This window comes from Pseudomonas sp. EYE_354 (assembly GCF_023148575.1).
In the GTDB taxonomy this organism is placed as follows: domain Bacteria; phylum Pseudomonadota; class Gammaproteobacteria; order Pseudomonadales; family Pseudomonadaceae; genus Aquipseudomonas.
The window spans coordinates 139,350-155,676 of the sequence record NZ_JAHXNQ010000004.1; the positions used below are offsets into that span (position 1 = coordinate 139,350).

19 protein-coding genes are annotated in these 16,327 nt (G+C 61.3%); all 19 read right to left on the reverse strand.

Features of this window, described 5'->3' with window-relative positions; translation table 11 throughout:
- Nucleotides 1-9 precede the first annotated feature (9 nt).
- A complete protein-coding gene (locus KZX66_RS07085) occupies nt 10-384 on the reverse strand; it encodes a chemotaxis response regulator CheY (protein ID WP_003192908.1) in 375 nt (124 codons plus the stop codon).
- A gap of 169 nt (nt 385-553) precedes the next feature.
- Nucleotides 554-1,294, reverse strand: a complete 741-nt coding sequence (fliA, locus tag KZX66_RS07090; protein ID WP_248077882.1) for an RNA polymerase sigma factor FliA — start codon at nt 1,292-1,294, stop codon at nt 554-556.
- Nucleotides 1,291-2,124 (reverse strand): flagellar synthesis regulator FleN, encoded by an 834-nt coding sequence (gene fleN / locus KZX66_RS07095; RefSeq protein ID WP_003192912.1) that lies wholly within the window; start codon nt 2,122-2,124, stop codon nt 1,291-1,293. Before fleN ends, fliA begins: the two co-directional genes overlap by 4 nt.
- A 106-nt stretch (nt 2,125-2,230) precedes the next feature.
- Nucleotides 2,231-3,547, reverse strand: coding sequence for a flagellar biosynthesis protein FlhF (flhF, locus tag KZX66_RS07100; protein WP_248077884.1), 1,317 nt, complete (start codon nt 3,545-3,547; stop codon nt 2,231-2,233).
- 12 nt (nt 3,548-3,559) lie between these two features.
- Nucleotides 3,560-5,689 carry a flagellar biosynthesis protein FlhA gene (gene flhA, locus KZX66_RS07105; RefSeq protein ID WP_248077886.1) on the reverse strand — a complete coding sequence of 710 codons (2,130 nt, stop codon included), beginning with the start codon at nt 5,687-5,689 and terminating at the stop codon, nt 3,560-3,562.
- A 212-nt stretch (nt 5,690-5,901) separates the two neighbouring features.
- Complete coding sequence (locus KZX66_RS07110; protein ID WP_248077888.1) at nt 5,902-6,108, reverse strand: cold-shock protein; 207 nt, start codon at nt 6,106-6,108, stop codon at nt 5,902-5,904.
- A gap of 291 nt (nt 6,109-6,399) precedes the next feature.
- Nucleotides 6,400-7,536 carry a flagellar biosynthesis protein FlhB gene (flhB, locus tag KZX66_RS07115; protein WP_248077890.1) on the reverse strand — a complete coding sequence of 379 codons (1,137 nt, stop codon included), beginning with the start codon at nt 7,534-7,536 and terminating at the stop codon, nt 6,400-6,402.
- A gap of 2 nt (nt 7,537-7,538) precedes the next feature.
- Complete coding sequence (fliR, locus tag KZX66_RS07120; RefSeq protein ID WP_248077892.1) at nt 7,539-8,324, reverse strand: flagellar biosynthetic protein FliR; 786 nt, start codon at nt 8,322-8,324, stop codon at nt 7,539-7,541.
- A gap of 4 nt (nt 8,325-8,328) precedes the next feature.
- Entirely contained in the window at nt 8,329-8,598 is a 270-nt protein-coding gene (gene fliQ / locus KZX66_RS07125) for a flagellar biosynthesis protein FliQ (RefSeq protein WP_010208761.1), read from the reverse strand.
- A 4-nt stretch (nt 8,599-8,602) separates the two neighbouring features.
- Complete coding sequence (gene fliP / locus KZX66_RS07130) at nt 8,603-9,346, reverse strand: flagellar type III secretion system pore protein FliP (RefSeq protein ID WP_248077893.1); 744 nt, start codon at nt 9,344-9,346, stop codon at nt 8,603-8,605.
- Complete coding sequence (gene fliO / locus KZX66_RS07135) at nt 9,346-9,780, reverse strand: flagellar biosynthetic protein FliO (RefSeq protein WP_248077894.1); 435 nt, start codon at nt 9,778-9,780, stop codon at nt 9,346-9,348. Before fliO ends, fliP begins: the two co-directional genes overlap by 1 nt.
- 1 nt (nt 9,781) lies before the next feature.
- A complete protein-coding gene (fliN, locus tag KZX66_RS07140; protein ID WP_248077895.1) occupies nt 9,782-10,249 on the reverse strand; it encodes a flagellar motor switch protein FliN in 468 nt (155 codons plus the stop codon).
- Nucleotides 10,250-10,305: 56 nt separating this feature from the next.
- On the reverse strand, nt 10,306-11,274 hold the full coding sequence (gene fliM, locus KZX66_RS07145) for a flagellar motor switch protein FliM (protein WP_248077896.1): 969 nt from the start codon (nt 11,272-11,274) through the stop codon (nt 10,306-10,308).
- 9 nt (nt 11,275-11,283) lie between these two features.
- A complete protein-coding gene (fliL, locus tag KZX66_RS07150; RefSeq protein WP_248077897.1) occupies nt 11,284-11,790 on the reverse strand; it encodes a flagellar basal body-associated protein FliL in 507 nt (168 codons plus the stop codon).
- A gap of 183 nt (nt 11,791-11,973) precedes the next feature.
- Entirely contained in the window at nt 11,974-13,314 is a 1,341-nt protein-coding gene (locus KZX66_RS07155) for a flagellar hook-length control protein FliK (protein ID WP_248077898.1), read from the reverse strand.
- A gap of 93 nt (nt 13,315-13,407) precedes the next feature.
- Nucleotides 13,408-13,749 carry an Hpt domain-containing protein gene (locus KZX66_RS07160; RefSeq protein ID WP_248077900.1) on the reverse strand — a complete coding sequence of 114 codons (342 nt, stop codon included), beginning with the start codon at nt 13,747-13,749 and terminating at the stop codon, nt 13,408-13,410.
- A 30-nt stretch (nt 13,750-13,779) separates the two neighbouring features.
- Nucleotides 13,780-15,498, reverse strand: a complete 1,719-nt coding sequence (locus KZX66_RS07165) for a fused response regulator/phosphatase (protein ID WP_248077902.1) — start codon at nt 15,496-15,498, stop codon at nt 13,780-13,782.
- Nucleotides 15,495-15,800 carry an STAS domain-containing protein gene (locus KZX66_RS07170; protein WP_248077904.1) on the reverse strand — a complete coding sequence of 102 codons (306 nt, stop codon included), beginning with the start codon at nt 15,798-15,800 and terminating at the stop codon, nt 15,495-15,497. The genes KZX66_RS07165 and KZX66_RS07170 overlap by 4 nt, the downstream gene beginning before the upstream one ends.
- 77 nt (nt 15,801-15,877) lie before the next feature.
- Entirely contained in the window at nt 15,878-16,327 is a 450-nt protein-coding gene (gene fliJ, locus KZX66_RS07175) for a flagellar export protein FliJ (protein WP_248077906.1), read from the reverse strand.

Below are 16,327 nucleotides of genomic sequence, written 5' to 3' on the forward strand. Positions count from 1 at the left end.
GCGATGGCATTAGCCGTGGATGCGTTCGAAGATTTTTTCGATCTTCTCTTTCAAGGCCAATGCAGTGAATGGCTTGACCACGTAACCGTTAACCCCGGCTTGGGCGGCTTCGATGATCTGCTCACGCTTGGCTTCGGCGGTGACCATCAACACAGGCAGGCTGCGAAGTTTCTCGTCGGCGCGCACGTGGCGCAGCAGGTCGATGCCAGTCATGCCCGGCATGTTCCAGTCGGTTACCAGAAAGTCGATGCTCCCGCTGTTGAGGATCGGAATCGCCGTAAGGCCGTCATCCGCCTCGACCGTGTTTGTGAACCCAAGGTCACGCAACAGGTTTTTTATGATCCGCCGCATCGTTGAGAAGTCATCAACGATGAGGATTTTCATGTTCTTGTCCAATTCGACCTCCAAGCAGTCTTAAACGCGCCCAGCACCTGGACGCGCCATTTCAATCAACAGGCATTACACAAAAAGGACTGCCGGGGGCACCACGAGCCGAACCCGCGACGGTCAATCACCGTCGCGGTATCGCTTTGCAGTGTCCCCACACTGCCTGTCAGCGCGCTCGCCACTCTCCCAAACGCCCCCGCAAGCGGGCGGCGCACTGGCTGTGTAACTGGCTGACCCGCGATTCGCTGACCCCCAGGACCTCACCGATTTCCTTGAGGTTCAGCTCTTCGTCGTAGTACAGCGCCAATACCAGTCGCTCACGCTCAGGCAAATTGGCAATCGCGTCAGCCAACGCCCCCTGGAAGCGTTCATCCTCCAGGTCGCGCGCCGGCTCCATGTGAGTACTCGCGCCGTCCTCGTGCAACCCTTCGTGTTCGCCGTCCTGCAACAGGTCGTCGAAACTGAACAGGCGGCTGCCCAAGGTATCGTTCAAAATCCCGTAATAATCGTCGAGACTCAATTGGAGTTCGGCCGCAACTTCGTGATCTTTAGCGTCGCGACCGGTTTTTGCTTCAATTGCGCGAATTGCGTCACTGACCATACGTGTATTGCGGTGCACCGAACGGGGCGCCCAGTCACCCTTGCGCACTTCATCGAGCATGGCGCCACGGATACGGATGCCCGCATACGTCTCGAAACTCGCACCCTTGCTCGCGTCGTATTTGGTCGACACTTCGAGCAGACCGATCATGCCGGCCTGGATCAGGTCTTCGACCTGGACGCTGGCGGGCAGGCGTGCCAGCAGGTGATAAGCGATGCGTTTGACCAGTGGCGCATAACGCTCGATCAACTCACCCTGACTGTCACGGGCAGACTTCTTGTAGGCGTTATAGCCGTTCGCTGTCATAGCACGGGTCCTGCGCTCGTCTGATGTACCAATCGCTCGACGAAAAACTCCAGATGCCCCCGTGGGTTGGCGGGCAACGGCCAGGTATCGACCTTCTGAGCAATAGCCTTGAACGCCAATGCGCACTTGGAACGAGGGAACGCTTCGTAGACTGCACGCTGCTTTTGCACAGCCTTGCGCACACACTCGTCGTAGGGCACTGCACCAACGTATTGTAGGGCGACATCGAGAAAGCGGTCCGTGACCTTGGTCAACTTGGCGAACAGGTTGCGCCCTTCCTGCGGGCTCTGGGCCATGTTGGCCAGCACGCGGAAGCGGTTCATGCCGTAGTCACGGTTAAGCAGTTTGATCAGGGCGTAGGCGTCGGTGATCGAGGTGGGCTCATCGCAGACCACCAGTAGCACTTCCTGCGCCGCGCGCACGAAGCTGACCACGGACTCGCCGATCCCGGCGGCGGTGTCGATCACCAGCACGTCGAGGTTGTCGCCGATATCACTGAAGGCCTGAATCAGACCGGCATGCTGCGCCGGGCTCAGGTGCACCATGCTCTGGGTGCCGGACGCGGCCGGCACGATGCGGATACCGCCAGGGCCCTGCAGCAGCACATCGCGCAGTTCACAGCGCCCCTCGATCACATCGGCAAGGGTGTGTTTGGGCGTCAGCCCCAGCAGAACGTCGACGTTCGCCAGCCCCAGGTCAGCATCCAGCAGCATGACGCGACGGCCAAGCTCTGCCAGGGCCAGGGACAAATTCACTGACACGTTAGTTTTCCCGACGCCACCTTTGCCGCCGGTCACCGCGATCACCTGTACGGGATGCATGCTGCCCATTTTATTTCTTTACCTTGTCTTGCTTAGACGCAGGCTACATGGCTTGGCCGCTTGAATCGCTTGCAGACCATCAATGTAGGTACATTTCACGGTGTTCATCCTGACTTCAACCGACCCGTTTGGCGGGGTTGTGGTAGAGGTCGGCGAACATATCGGCCATCGCTTCCTCGCTAGGCTCTTCTTGCATTTGCACGCTCACTGCGCGGCTGACCAACTGATGACGGCGCGGCAGATGCAGGTCATCCGGAATCCGCGGTCCATCGGTCAGGTAGGCAACCGGCAGTTCATGGCTGATCGCCAGGCTCAACACTTCGCCCAGGCTGGCGGTTTCATCCAGTTTAGTCAGGATGCAACCGGCCAGGCCGCAGCGCTTGTAGCTGTGATAAGCAGCGGTAAGAACCTGTTTCTGGCTGGTGGTTGCAAGCACCAGGTAATTTTTCGACTTGATGCCACGCCCGGCCAGGCTTTCCAGCTGCATGCGCAACGCCGGATCGCTGGCTTGCAGGCCCGCGGTATCGATCAACACCACGCGCTTGCGCAACAGCGGATCGAGGGCGTTGGCCAGGGATTGGCCCGGGTCGACGTGGGTCACCGGCACATTGAGGATGCGCCCCAGGGTCTTGAGCTGCTCCTGGGCACCGATGCGGTAGCTGTCCATGCTCACCAACGCAATGTTATGGGCGCCGTATTTGAGCACATAACGGGCGGCCAGCTTGGCCAGGGTGGTGGTCTTGCCCATGCCGGCAGGGCCGACCATGGCGATCACACCGCCCTCTTCCAGGGGTTCGACTTCCGGGGTGGCGATCATCCGCGCCAGATGGGCCAGCAACATGCGCCAGGCCTGGCGAGGCTCTTCGATTTCGGTGGTCAGGGCCAGCAGGTCGCGGGACAACGGGCCGGACAGGCCGATGCGTTGCAGGCGGCGCCACAGGTTGGCCTGCTGCGGCTTGCTGCCTTGCAACTGCGTCCAGGCCAACGAACCGAGCTGGACTTCCAGCAGTTCGCGCAGGCCATTGAGTTCAAAGCGCATCGAGTCGAACACGCGCTGGTCGACTGCGGCGGCCGGGGCTGGCGCTGCAGGACGCGGCGGTTCGATGAAGGTGGGCTCTACCAGTGGCTCGGCGGCGGTCAATGGCAGGCCGGCGAACAACTGGCGATTGGTGGTGGCATCGCTGTCGCCACGCATGCTCAGTTCAGCCTGGGCCGAGACGATGCGCGACGCGGTCTTGCGCAGCTCGTCTTCAAGTTCCATGTTCGGCACACGTGGCGCCAGGGCCTGGGGCGTGTAATCCAGGGCAGCCGTCAGCTCGACACCGCCGGCAATACGACGGTTACCGATAATCGCGGCGTCGGCGCCCAGCTCATCACGGACCAGTTTCATGGCCTGACGCATATCGGCGGCGAAAAAACGCTTCACTTGCATATCCCACTACCCTCAGCCGTTGGGCCCTACTGTCGCGACGATAGTCACTTGCTTGTTGTCAGGAATTTCCTGATAAGCCAAAACGTGCAAATTCGGTACTGCCAGGCGTCCAAACCGCGACAACATCGCCCGGACTGGGCCCGCCACCAGCAGAATCACCGGTTGGCCCTGCATTTCCTGGCGCTGTGCGGCGTCGATCAACGAACGCTGCAGTTTTTCAGCCATGCTTGGCTCCAGCAGAACGCCCTCTTCCTGGCCTTGTCCTGCCTTCTGAATACTATTGAGCAATATCTGTTCCAACCTTGGCTCCAAGGTGATCACAGGCAGCTCGGAGTCAAGCCCCACAATGCTTTGCACGATTGCGCGAGACAATCCAACCCGCACCGCCGCCACCAGCGCGGCAGTATCTTGACTCTTGGCGGCGTTGTTAGCGATGGCTTCGGCAATGCTGCGGATGTCTCGCACCGGCACCTGTTCGGCCAACAGCGCCTGCAGCACTTTGAGCAATTGCGACAGCGACAGCACGCCAGGCACCAGCTCTTCGGCCAGTTTCGGCGAGGCTTTGCCCAGCAGGCCCATCAATTGCTGGACTTCCTCGTGGCCGATCAGCTCGTGGGAGTGCTTGTACAGGATCTGGTTAAGGTGAGTGGCGACCACGGTGCTGGCGTCCACCACGGTGTAGCCCAGGGACTGCGCCTGGCTGCGCTGGCTGATTTCGATCCATACCGCCTCCAGGCCAAAAGCCGGATCTTTGGCGGTAATGCCATTGAGGCTGCCGAACACCTGGCCGGGGTTGATCGCCAACTCGCGGTCCGGGTAGATCTCGGCTTCGGCCAGGATCACGCCCATCAGGGTCAGGCGATAGGCGCTCGGGGCCAGATCGAGGTTGTCGCGGATGTGCACGGTGGGCATCAAAAAGCCCAGGTCCTGGGATAACTTCTTGCGCACGCCCTTGATCCGCGCGAGCAATTGGCCGCCCTGGTTGCGGTCCACCAGCGGAATCAGGCGGTAGCCGACTTCCAGGCCGATCATGTCGATCGGAGTGACGTCATCCCAGCCCAACTCCTTGGTTTCCTGGGCCCGCGCCGGGGATGGCAGCAATTCCTGCTGGCGTGCGATTTCCTGCTGGGCGATGACTTTGACCTGGTTCTGTTTCTTCCAGAACAGATACGCACCACCGCCCGCCAAGGCCGCCATGCTCAGAAACGACACATGGGGCATGCCCGGCACGATCCCCATGATCGCCATGATGCCCGCCGCCACGGCCAGAGCCTTGGGCGAGGCGAACATCTGCCGGCTGATCTGCTTGCCCATGTCTTCGGAGCCCGAAGCACGGGTTACCATGATGGCTGCTGCTGTGGATAACAACAGTGATGGCAATTGCGCCACTAAACCGTCACCGATGGTCAGCAAGGCGTACACCTTGCCCGCATCGCCGAAGGTCATGCCGTGCTGGAACATGCCCACAGCCACGCCACCGATCAGGTTGATGAACAGAATCAGCAGGCCGGCGATGGCGTCACCGCGCACAAATTTGCTGGCACCGTCCATGGAGCCGTAGAACTCGGCTTCCTGGGCCACTTCCAGGCGACGGGACTTGGCCTGGTTCTGGTCGATCAGGCCGGCGTTGAGGTCGGCGTCGATGGCCATCTGTTTGCCGGGCATGGCGTCGAGGGTAAACCGCGCGCTCACCTCGGAAATCCGCCCGGCACCCTTGGTCACCACCACGAAGTTAATGATCATCAGGATCGCGAACACCACGATACCCACCACGTAGTTACCGCCGATCACCACCTCACCGAAGGCCTGGATCACCTTACCGGCGGCGGCGTGGCCGTCCTGACCGTGAAGCATCACCACACGGGTCGAGGCCACGTTCAAGGCCAGGCGCAACAGGGTCGCCACCAGCAAAATCGTGGGAAATACCGCAAAATCCAGCGGCCGCAAGGCGTACACGCACACCAGCAGCACCACCACCGACAGGGCGATGTTGAAGGTGAAGAACACATCCAGCAGGAACGGCGGCATCGGCAACATCATCATTGCCAACATCACCAGCAACAACAACGGCACACCCAGATTGCCCCGCGAGAGGTCAGTCAGGGTTGTACGTGCCGTGCCGAGCATTTGAGAGCGATCCACCACCGGTATTCCTCGTTTCCCTTGAAGCAAACTTTTGACGCCGGGAGGCGTCCTGGTGGCGGTATTGCAAGAAACTGTCCAACTTTGGTTTTGGGCTTGGATAACCTCACAGGCGCGCCAATTCCCCAGGTGTGGAGACCCGCTTTATGGAGGATTTTCCGACAAGGTTGATCGTTCCCCGCGCGTGGGAACACCCTGATGAGGGTCGAAGACTATTTTAGCGTTGTCACTTCCGTTGCCTGCTGCCCCTTGGGGCCCTCGACCAGCACGTACTCAACCTTTTGATTCTCTTCCAGGCTTTTGTAATTGCCTGAATTGATACCCGAAAAGTGTACGAACACATCGGCCGTGCCATCGTCAGGACTGATGAAACCAAACCCTTTTTCCTTGTTGAACCACTTCACGGTGCCTGTTGCCATTGCCAATCTCCGAACGGCCTGATGTGAGGCTTAAGCCTTATCAAACCGTCTGGAAACCGGGTTGGCTACTGTCAGAGTTGACAGGTAGACACACACTGGCGACCGGTGGTACGGGAGGCAAGCGACGGTCTCTCTGATGAGCGCAATGTGTTGTTGTAAGCAGGGTTGTTGTGGTGAGCAGGCTTGCCCTGCGCCGGGCTGCTAAGCGGCCCCAACAAGATCACCACCGCCTGCCAGGATTCACGAAGAGGCAGGTTTTTTTGGGGGGGGGGCGGCAGGCCACCGGGAGGGTCAGGAATCGCGGCGCAGTTCCGGTGGGATCGGCAGGTCTTTGAGCGGGTCCGGGCGCTTGCCCTGGCCGGCACGGTACTGGCGAATCTGATAGACATACGCCAGCACCTGCGCCACCGCCAGGTACAACCCGGCGGGGATTTCCTGGTCGAGGTCGGTGGAGTAGAAGATCGAGCGCGCCAGTTCCGGCGACTCCAGCAGCAGAATGTCGTTGGCCACGGCGATTTCGCGGATTTTCAATGCGGTGAAGTCGCTGCCCTTGGCCAGCAGCATGGGCGCGCCGCCCTTCTCCGGGTCGTATTTGAGGGCCACGGCGTAGTGGGTCGGGTTGGTGATGACCACGTCAGCATCCGGCACCGCCGCCATCATCTTGCGCTGGGACATTTCCCGCTGCAGTTGACGAATGCGTTGCTTGACCTCAGGTCGGCCTTCCTGATCCTTGTGCTCATCGCGCACTTCCTGCTTGGTCATCAGCAGCTTCTTGTGGCTTTCCCACAACTGGATCGGCGCATCCACCGCCGCAATGATGATCAGCCCGGCCGCCATCCACAGCGCGCTCCAGCCCACCACCTGCACACTGTGGATGATCGCCGACTCCAGCGGCTCGTGGGCGATGCGCAGCAGGTCGTCGATGTCGGACGACAACACCATCAGCGCCACGAACAGAATCAGGATGAATTTGGCCAGGGCCTTGAGCAGCTCCACCAGGGCCTTGGCCGAAAACATACGCTTGAGCCCCGCCGCCGGATTCATGCGGCTGAACTTGGGCGCCATGCTGCCGGCAGCGAACAGCCAGCCGCCAAGAGCGACCGGCCCGATCAGCGCCGCCAACAGCAAGGTGATGAGGATCGGCTGCACCGCCAGGAGCGCGATTTTGCCCGAGTGCAGCAGGTACTGCCCCATGGAGTCGGGGTTGAGCAACACCTCACGGGGCAAGCTGAAGTTGTGCTTCATCAGCTCCAGCAGGTCCAGCGCCAGGCCGCCGCCATAGATCAACAAGGCGCCCGCGCCGGCCATCATGGTCGCCACGGTATTGAGCTCTTTGGAGCGCGCAATCTCGCCCTTTTCCCTGGAGTCCTTTTTACGTTTCTCCGTGGGGTCTTCTGTTTTGTCCTGACCACTCTCGCTCTCGGCCATGCTCAGCGCGCCCGTGCCAGATCACGTAAGAACTGCAAGGCGTCCGTCGCCAGCGGTTGATACTGATTGAGAATGTCAGCCAGGCCGACCCAGAAAATCCCCATGCCCAGCACCAGGGTCAATGGGAAACCGATGGAAAAGATGTTCAGTTGCGGCGCCGCACGGGTCATCACGCCGAACGCGATATTGACCACCAGCAGCGCTGTGATCGCCGGCAGCACCAGCAGCAGCGACGCCCCCAGCACCCAACCGAGACGCCCGACCACTTCCCAGAAATGGTTGACCACCAGCCCCGAGCCCACCGGCAGCGTGGTGAAGCTTTCGGTCAGCACTTCGAAGGCCACCAGGTGACCGTTCATGGCCAGAAACAGCAAGGTCACCAGCATGGTCAGGAACTGCCCGATCACCGCGGCCGACACGCCGTTGGTGGGGTCGACCATGGACGCAAAACCCATGCCCATCTGCACCGAGATAATCTGCCCGGCGACCACGAAAGCCTGGAAGAACAGTTGCAAGGAGAAGCCGAGCATGGCGCCGATGAGGACCTGTTCAGCAATCAACATCAGGGCACTCAGGTCCAGCGCATTGACCGGCGGCATCGGCGGCAACCCCGGCACCAGCACCACCGTGATCGCCACGGCGAAATACAGGCGCACGCGGCGCGGCACCAGGGTCGTGCCGAACACAGGCATGGCCATCAGCATGGCCGTGACCCGAAACAAGGGCAGGATAAACGACGCCACCCAGGTGCTGATCTGGGTGTCGGTCAAGGCCAGCAGCGAGTTCATCCGATCAGCCGATCAACTGCGGAATACTGCCGTACAACTGCAGGATGTATTCCATGAAGGTTTGCACCAGCCACGGGCCGGCGACGATCAGGGTGACCAGCATCACCAGCAAACGCGGAAGGAAGCTCAAGGTCTGTTCGTTGATCTGGGTCGCGGCCTGAAACATCGCCACCAACAGGCCCACCAACAGGCTCGGCACCACCAGCACGGCGACCATCACGGTGGTCAGCCACAGCGCTTCACGGAACAGGTCGACGGCGACTTCTGGTGTCATGGCCCTATACCCCGCCGAAACTGCCGGCCAGGGTGCCGATAATCAGCGCCCAACCGTCCACCAGCACAAACAGCATGATCTTGAACGGCAACGAGATGATCAGCGGCGACAGCATCATCATGCCCATCGCCATCAGCACGCTTGCCACCACCAGGTCGATGATCAGGAACGGGATGAAAATCATGAACCCTATCTGGAACGCGGTCTTGAGTTCCGAGGTGACGAACGCCGGCACCAGGATGGTCAGCGGCGCCTGATCCGGGGTGGCAATGTCAGTGCGCTTGGACAGGCGCACAAACAGCTCCAGGTCGCTGGAACGGGTCTGCGACAGCATGAAATCCTTGATCGGGCCCTGGGCCTTGTCGATCGCGTCCTGGGCGGTCATTTTTTCTGCCAGGTAGGGCTGCAGGGCCTGTTGGTTCACCTTGTCGAACACCGGCGCCATGATGAACATGGTCAGGAACAGGGCCATGCCGGTGAGGATCTGGTTCGAGGGGGTCTGCTGAAGGCCCAGGGCCTGACGCAGAATCGAGAACACAATGATGATCCGCGTGAAACTGGTCATCAGCATGACGAACGCCGGGATAAAACTCAGCGCCGTCATGATCAGCAGGATCTGCAGGCTGACCGAATATTCCTGGGCCCCGGCCGCATTGGTACCCAGCGTAATGGCCGGGATCGACAACGGGTCGGCGGCCATCGCCAACGGCGCAGCCAGCAACAGCATGAGCGTCAATAAAACGCGCATTACTTCTTATCCTTCTGATCCTTGCCCAGCAACTCCATCAGGCGCTGAGCGAATTCTGGCGTGGCGGCCTCGGTCTGGGCCACGTTCACCGGCGTTTTGAGCACATGCAGCGGGGTGATCCGGCCAGGCGTCAGGCCGAGCAGGATCTGCTCCTCCCCCACCTGCACCAGCACCAGCCGGTCACGCGGGCCGAGGGCACGCGAGCCGATCAGCTCGATCACCTGAGCATTGCCCGGACCGACCTGCTGCACACGGCGCAACAGCCAGGCCAGCACAAAGATCAAGCCCACCACCAGCAGCAGGCCCAACACCAACTGCGTCAGCTGACCACCAAGGCCACTGCCGACCGGTGCGGCGACGGCCTGGGCCAGCGGCTCGGCGGCCCAGGCGTCCAATGGCAGCGCGAGCAACAGTCCCACCATCAGCCGTTTCATATCAGCGCAACTTCTTGATGCGTTCGCTTGGGCTGATCACGTCCGTCAGGCGGATGCCGAACTTTTCGTTGACCACCACCACTTCACCGTGGGCAATCAGGGTGCCGTTGACCAGCACGTCCAATGGCTCACCGGCCAGGCGGTCAAGTTCGATCACCGAGCCCTGGTTGAGTTGCAGCAGGTTGCGGATGTTGATGTCGGTGCTGCCCACTTCCATGGAAATCGACACCGGGATATCGAGGATCACGTCCAGGTTCGGCCCGTCGAGGGTCACCGGGTCGTTGTTCTTCGGCACGCTGCCGAACTCTTCCATTTGCAGGCGGTTGCCCACTGGTGCGGTGGCGGCATCCGCCGCCAGCAGTGCGTCGATATCGTCCTGGCCAACCTCGCCGGTTTCTTCCAGGGCAGCCGCCCATTCGTCAGCCAGGGCCTGGTCTTCGGCAGAAGTGTTTTCGTGTTCGGTAGCCATTACATGTCCTCGGCGGAGCAAACATTCATAAATAGGGATGTATCAAACAGGTGGCATCAACGGCGAGTGATCGACTCCACCACCTGCAGCGCCAGGTTGCCCTTGTGGGAACCCAGCTTGACCTTGAATGACGGCACGCCGTTGGCGCGCATGATCATTTCTTCCGGCAATTCGACGGGGATGATGTCCCCCGGTTGCATGTGCAAAATATCCCGCAGGCGCAGTTGGCGGCGGGCCACGGTGGCACTCAGCGGCACATCGACATCCAGCAGGTCTTCGCGCAGGGCCTTGACCCAGCGTTCGTCCTGGTCGTCCAGGTCGGACTGGAAGCCGGCGTCGAGCATTTCACGCACCGGCTCGATCATCGAGTACGGCATCGTCACGTGCAGGTCGCCGCCGCCGCCATCGAGTTCGATGTGGAACGTGGAAACCACAATGGCTTCGCTGGGCCCGACGATGTTGGCCATGGCCGGGTTCACTTCCGAGTTGATGTACTCGAAACTGACTTCCATGATCGCTTGCCACGCTTCCTTCAAATCGATAAAGGCTTGCTCGAGCACCATGCGCACCACCCGCAGCTCGGTGGGGGTGAACTCACGGCCTTCGATCTTGGCGTGACGCCCGTCACCGCCGAAGAAGTTGTCCACCAGCTTGAACACCAATTTGGCGTCAAGAATGAACAACGCGGTGCCGCGCAGGGGCTTGATCTTGACCAGGTTGAGGCTGGTGGGCACGTACAGCGAATGCACGTACTCGCCGAATTTCATCACCTGCACGCCGCCCACCGCCACGTCCGCCGAGCGGCGCAGCATGTTGAACATGCTGATGCGGGTATAACGGGCGAAACGCTCGTTGATCATCTCCAGAGTCGGCATGCGTCCACGGACGATGCGATCCTGGCTGGTCAGGTCATAACTTTTGACGCTGCCGGGGTCGGCAGCCAGTTCGGTCTGTACCAGACCGTCGTCGACACCATGCAACAGGGCGTCGATTTCATCCTGGGACAGCAGGTCTTGCACGGCCATGTCGTGATCCTACTGCAATACGAAGTTAGTGAAGAGCGCCTGCTCGACCACGACTTTGCCAAGCTCCTTCTGAGCCACTTCCTGCACGCTGGCAGTGACCTTCTGGCGCAGCATTTCCTGGCCTACCGGGGTGGCCAGCGTGTCGAAGCTCTGGGCGGAGAACAGCATCACCAGGTTGTTGCGGATCACCGGCATGTGCACCTTGAGTGCGTCCAGGTCCGCCTGGTTACGCGCCAGCAAGGTAATGCTCACCTGCAGGTAGCGTTGACGGCCGTTCTGATTGAAGTTGGCAACAAAAGCCGGAAGCATCGGTTCGAAGATCGCCGGTTGCTTGGCGTTGGTGGCGGTTTCGGCGGCAGGTGCCGGTTTGCTCGCACTGCTGTGCATGATGTACCAAGTGCCGCCCACCGACGCGCCGATGGCCAGGAGCAAGCCCACGACTATCAACAGAATAAGCTTGAGCTTACCTTTGCCTGCGGGTGCGGGTGCTTTTGCTGCGTCGTCGCTCTTCGCCATGCCAATAATCCGTCACTATTCGGGGATTCATAGATCTACGGAAAGGCAAGAGCAAGTGTTATGCCAGAGTTGTCTGGTAAGCGCAGAGCAAGGCACGTCACCCATCAAATGTGGGGCGGTGCTCGCTGTGGTGAGAGGGCTGCCGGACAGCCCCGTGCGGGGCGGGCCCGCTCACCACGGCAATCAGGCGTAATAGTCGACGGCGCTGGAGCCGATCACGGTGGAGGTCACCGGCGTCACGGCTTCAGCCACATCGATGGCGTTGCCGCTGTCGCCATTGTCAGCGCCGCGCCCGCCAGCGCTGCCAACGCCACGGGTCTGAGCCTGCTGTTGCTGCTGCTCCTGCCCACGGGACTGGTCGGACACATTGACGTCCACCTGCCCCATCCCCTGCTGGGCGAACATCTCTCGCAGGCGACCGGACTGGCTTTCCAGCGCTTCACGTACCACCGGATGGGCACTCATGAAGTTGACCTGGGCCTGCTGGTCGGCCGTCATGTTGACCTTGATATCCAGGCGTCCGAGTTCAGCCGGCTGCAATTGGATCTCCGCCGACTTGAGGTTGGCGCTGGACAGGTACATCACGCGGTTGACGATTTCATCGGTCCAACCGCTCTGGTGCATGGCCAGTGGCGCATTGGTCACCGGCGGCAGGGCGTTCGCGGTTTTCGGCGTGGCGGCCTGGGTCAGTGCCGCCAGACGATTGGCGAAGTCGTCAACGCGGGTATCGCTGCTGGCGCTCTTCAGGTCTTTGAGGCCGTCTTCGATCAAGCCACTGAAGGCCTTGTCGCCGCCCTGGTCGGTACTGTCTTTGGTGGCTTGCTGATCGACCATCGTGGCCATGCCGGCGGCGAAGTTCTGCGCGGCCGTCGGCTGATCCTGAAGGGTGGTCGGCGCGGTTTTGGCCGGCGCCTGGCTGCTGGCTGACACATGTCCGCCCTGCTCCATCGCCAGACGCACAACCGGCATGGCATCCAGCGGGTCGGCCTCCGGGTCGAAGGTCGGCTTGGCCTCTTCGGTGGCGGCGATCGGCGCGGCCACCAACGGTTGGGCCTTGTCATCCTTGGCCGCTGCGACCGGAGCCGGGGTTTCCACCGGAACCGGCACAACCACCGGTGTGACGGCGGCAATCATGGCCGGGTCGACCACCGGATCAACCGCAGGCTGTTGCACCAGAGTCGGGTCGACCGGCGTTTCGCTCTCGGTGTCGGCGCTGTCGTCGGACGCAGCCGGCGGCTTGGCAGGCAAGGTATTGCCGCTATCGGCAACCGCCGGTGTACTGGCGGCAGGCTTGTCGCTGCCGGATGACGGCTTGGCGCTGGCATCGGCAGGCTTGTCCCGCGTGGGCCTGGCCGCGTTGTCGTCGGCCTTCGCCGTGGGTTTCGAGCCCTGGCTGGCAAACACTTGAGCGAAGCCAGGGCCCTTGTCCCGTGGGTCCGCAGCCGCTACCGACGGGGTGGCGACAGGCGCTTGAGGCTTGGCCGCAGGGGCAGCCTGAAGAAGCGAATTAGGGGCGACTGGCATAAATAAAGGTCTCCACTGCATGGGGATCGGGGATGCAGTATCAGGAGCTAGAGCAAGAGTCGGGCCAGATTTGTCAGCAACCTTCAATCACAGCTAAAAGCGCTGCCGCTCGTGCTCGTACAACGGCCGCACCAGCGCGAATTCCTGATCGATCTCATCCACCAGGCGGCCCAGGTCAGCCTCGACCGGTTGCGCCGAACCGTCCTCCAGGCGCCGGCAAAGTTCCGCCAGGCGCAATGCCCCCAGGTTGCCGCTGCTGCCCTTGAAGCTATGGGCAATGCGCCCCAATGCCTTGGCATCATCGCGCGCGTTGCGCAGCGCTTCGATGCGTTTCTGGGAATCATCAAGAAAGGTATCGAGCAACCTGGGGTACTCGCCTTCCATGACTTCCTGCAAACCCGACAACACCTGCGGGTCCAAATGAATCTCTGCCACTTGCTCGCTCCCTGATCAAGAATCGGCGGATTATGCCAGAGCCCCCCAGCAAAACTCCACGCAGACACTGCGCCCGCCGTCGGACCAGCGCACCTCGCTGCTTAATTGACGCACCAGGCTCAGGCCGCGCCCGGACAGACGGTCGACATCCAGCGGTCGCGCCAGCACCTGTTCCACGTCAAAGCCCGGGCCGCTGTCCTCCACGCGCAGGGTCATCTTGCCCCCCGTCCCGGTGGGCACCACCTGCACATGCACGCGCACATAACCATTGTTCAGCTGCGCCAGGCGATCGTTGCGTTGGCGATAGTACTCGGCAAACCCATGGGCATCGCGCTTGAGCTGCGAGTCCAGCCCCAACACGCCGTGCTCCAGGGCGTTGGAGTACAGCTCGGCCATGACGCTATAGAGCGCCCCGCTCTGCTCGCGCAGTCCATGAATCTCCAGCAACAGTTGCAACAGGTAGGGCAAAGGGTTGTAACGCTTGAGGGTGTCGGCGCGAAACTCAAAACTCACCGACCAGTCCAGCGGGCACGACTGGCCGCTGTCGGCATACAACGACCCCGTGGCCCGCAGCGACTGACCGGGTTGCAAGGTGATTTCGACCATGCTCACGTCATCGCGCGCCTCGCCACGAAACGCCGCCAGCGCCTGCTCAATGTCGTCGAACAGACGATTCGGCTCGCGATTGGCGGCAAATACCTGCTGCAAACGCTCGACACCAAACAGTTGATCATTGGCATCAGCGGTATCCAGCACGCCGTCAGACAGCAGGAACACTCGATCACCCACGGCCATCGGCCAGACTTCAGTGCGATCATCAAAGGCGTGCGCCGACAGCACGCCCAGCGGCAAATGCCGCGATTGCAGCGGCGTACGCTTGCCGGAGGCCACTTCGTGTACATAGCCTTCCGGCATGCCGCCGTTCCACACCTCCACCGCGCGCCGCTCGGTACTCAGGCACAACAAGGTGGCGCAGCAGAACATGTCCACCGGCAGGATGCGTTTGAGCTTGGCGTTCATCTCTCGCAGGATCTGCGTCAGGCCGTAGCCCTTGGCGGTCATGCCGTAGAACACTTCCGCCAGGGGCATGGCCCCCACCGCCGCCGGCAAGCCGTGCCCGGTGAAATCACCGAGCAACACGTGCATGTCGCCCGACGGGGTGTAGGCCGCGAGCAGCAAATCACCGTTGAACAGCGCATAGGGCGATTGCAGGTAGCGGATATTCGGCGCGGCGTTGATGCAGCCGGAATGCGCGACCTTATCAAACACCGCCTTGGCCACCCGTTGCTCATGCAGCAGATAGTCATGATGTTTGGCGATCTGGTCGCGCTGCTGCAACACCGTGGCCTGCAGCCGGCGCAAGCGGTCCATGGCATTGATCTTGGCGGCCAGGATCAGTTGGTTATAGGGCTTGGGCAGGAAGTCATCGCCGCCGGCGTCCAGGCATTCAGCCAGGGCGGCACTTTCGCGCAGCGAGGTCAGGAAGATGATCGGCACCAGCGCCTCCCCCGCCAGTTGCTTGATCCACCGCGCCGCCCTGAAGCCATCCATCACCGGCATCATGGCGTCCATCAACACCAGTTGCGGACGCTCACGGGCGAACACCTCCACGGCTTCCTCGCCATTGCTGGCGGTCAGCACGTGGTGGCCCTGTCGCCGTACGATGGTCGACAGCAACAACAGGTCGGCGGCACTGTCTTCGACGATCAGGATCGTCAACGGCTCAATAGCCGGGGCCAGGGCGCTCAATTGATGTCGAACAACTTGTCGAAGTTGGAGATGGCGAGGATCTTGCGCACGTCGGAACTGGTGTTGATCACCATGACCTGCGACTCGTCACCGCCTGCGTGATCACGCAGCAGCAGGAGCATGCCCAGGGCCGAGCTGTCCATGTAGGTGGTTTCTTTGAGGTCGATCACATACAGCTCAGGCACCTTGTAGAAACGCTCGTAAGCGTCACGAAACATCTGATGGCTGCCGAAATCGAACCGGCCCTTGATTGCAATCGTCAACTTCTTCCCGTCCAGGGATACTTCTGACTCGACTGACATGCGACTGCTTCCTTGTCATTGGCAATATGCAACAAGGTGTAGCAGGTGATGGGGATGTGGGCAACTTCTGGCCAGGATCAATACACATCTTTGCGCGGCATGCGCTGGGACAGCTCATCGAGCAGCTTCTGCTCGCGCTTGTCTTCCAACGCCCGCGCCTCGTCGATATAGCGCTGCACCAGCTTGCGCAGGCCTTCCACGCGGGCGAATGCCTGCTGCCAGCTCTCACGGGCCTTATCGAGGTTGTTCTGGTGCCAGGCCAGGCTTTGGCGCTGCTGACCGACCGCCGTTTCCAGTTGATTGAGAAAGCCCTGATAGCCCATCAGCCACTGGCCCGACACGCCCTGGGTGCCGCGCTCGATCCACTGTTGCTGGTACTCGGCGCGAAAGCGTTCAAGATCGCCCAGCTTGCTTTCGGCCAGGCGCACCTGGCCCTGAAAGTAGCCCAGGCGCTGCACTGCGGTTTTTTCGGCCTTCTCGGCCATGTCCACCACGGGCGCCAGGCGGGCAGCACGACTGTTGGCCAT

What these genes read in the sequence shown, in the direction of transcription:
- fliQ (WP_010208761.1), bottom strand. Translation starts at nt 8,598, where the DNA reads ATGACACCAGAAGTCGCCGTCGACCTGTTCCGTGAAGCGCTGTGGCTG.
- flhB (WP_248077890.1), bottom strand. Translation starts at nt 7,536, where the DNA reads ATGGCCGAGAGCGAGAGTGGTCAGGACAAAACAGAAGACCCCACGGAG.
- fliO (WP_248077894.1), bottom strand. Translation starts at nt 9,780, where the DNA reads ATGAAACGGCTGATGGTGGGACTGTTGCTCGCGCTGCCATTGGACGCC.
- KZX66_RS07155 (WP_248077898.1), bottom strand. Translation starts at nt 13,314, where the DNA reads ATGCCAGTCGCCCCTAATTCGCTTCTTCAGGCTGCCCCTGCGGCCAAG.
- flhF (WP_248077884.1), bottom strand. Translation starts at nt 3,547, where the DNA reads ATGCAAGTGAAGCGTTTTTTCGCCGCCGATATGCGTCAGGCCATGAAA.
- fliR (WP_248077892.1), bottom strand. Translation starts at nt 8,324, where the DNA reads ATGAACTCGCTGCTGGCCTTGACCGACACCCAGATCAGCACCTGGGTG.
- KZX66_RS07170 (WP_248077904.1), bottom strand. Translation starts at nt 15,800, where the DNA reads ATGTCAGTCGAGTCAGAAGTATCCCTGGACGGGAAGAAGTTGACGATT.
- fliL (WP_248077897.1), bottom strand. Translation starts at nt 11,790, where the DNA reads ATGGCGAAGAGCGACGACGCAGCAAAAGCACCCGCACCCGCAGGCAAA.
- fliN (WP_248077895.1), bottom strand. Translation starts at nt 10,249, where the DNA reads ATGGCTACCGAACACGAAAACACTTCTGCCGAAGACCAGGCCCTGGCT.
- fliP (WP_248077893.1), bottom strand. Translation starts at nt 9,346, where the DNA reads ATGCGCGTTTTATTGACGCTCATGCTGTTGCTGGCTGCGCCGTTGGCG.
- fliM (WP_248077896.1), bottom strand. Translation starts at nt 11,274, where the DNA reads ATGGCCGTGCAAGACCTGCTGTCCCAGGATGAAATCGACGCCCTGTTG.
- fliA (WP_248077882.1), bottom strand. Translation starts at nt 1,294, where the DNA reads ATGACAGCGAACGGCTATAACGCCTACAAGAAGTCTGCCCGTGACAGT.
- fleN (WP_003192912.1), bottom strand. Translation starts at nt 2,124, where the DNA reads ATGGGCAGCATGCATCCCGTACAGGTGATCGCGGTGACCGGCGGCAAA.
- KZX66_RS07110 (WP_248077888.1), bottom strand. Translation starts at nt 6,108, where the DNA reads ATGGCAACAGGCACCGTGAAGTGGTTCAACAAGGAAAAAGGGTTTGGT.
- KZX66_RS07085 (WP_003192908.1), bottom strand. Translation starts at nt 384, where the DNA reads ATGAAAATCCTCATCGTTGATGACTTCTCAACGATGCGGCGGATCATA.
- fliJ (WP_248077906.1), bottom strand. Translation starts at nt 16,327, where the DNA reads ATGGCCAACAGTCGTGCTGCCCGCCTGGCGCCCGTGGTGGACATGGCC.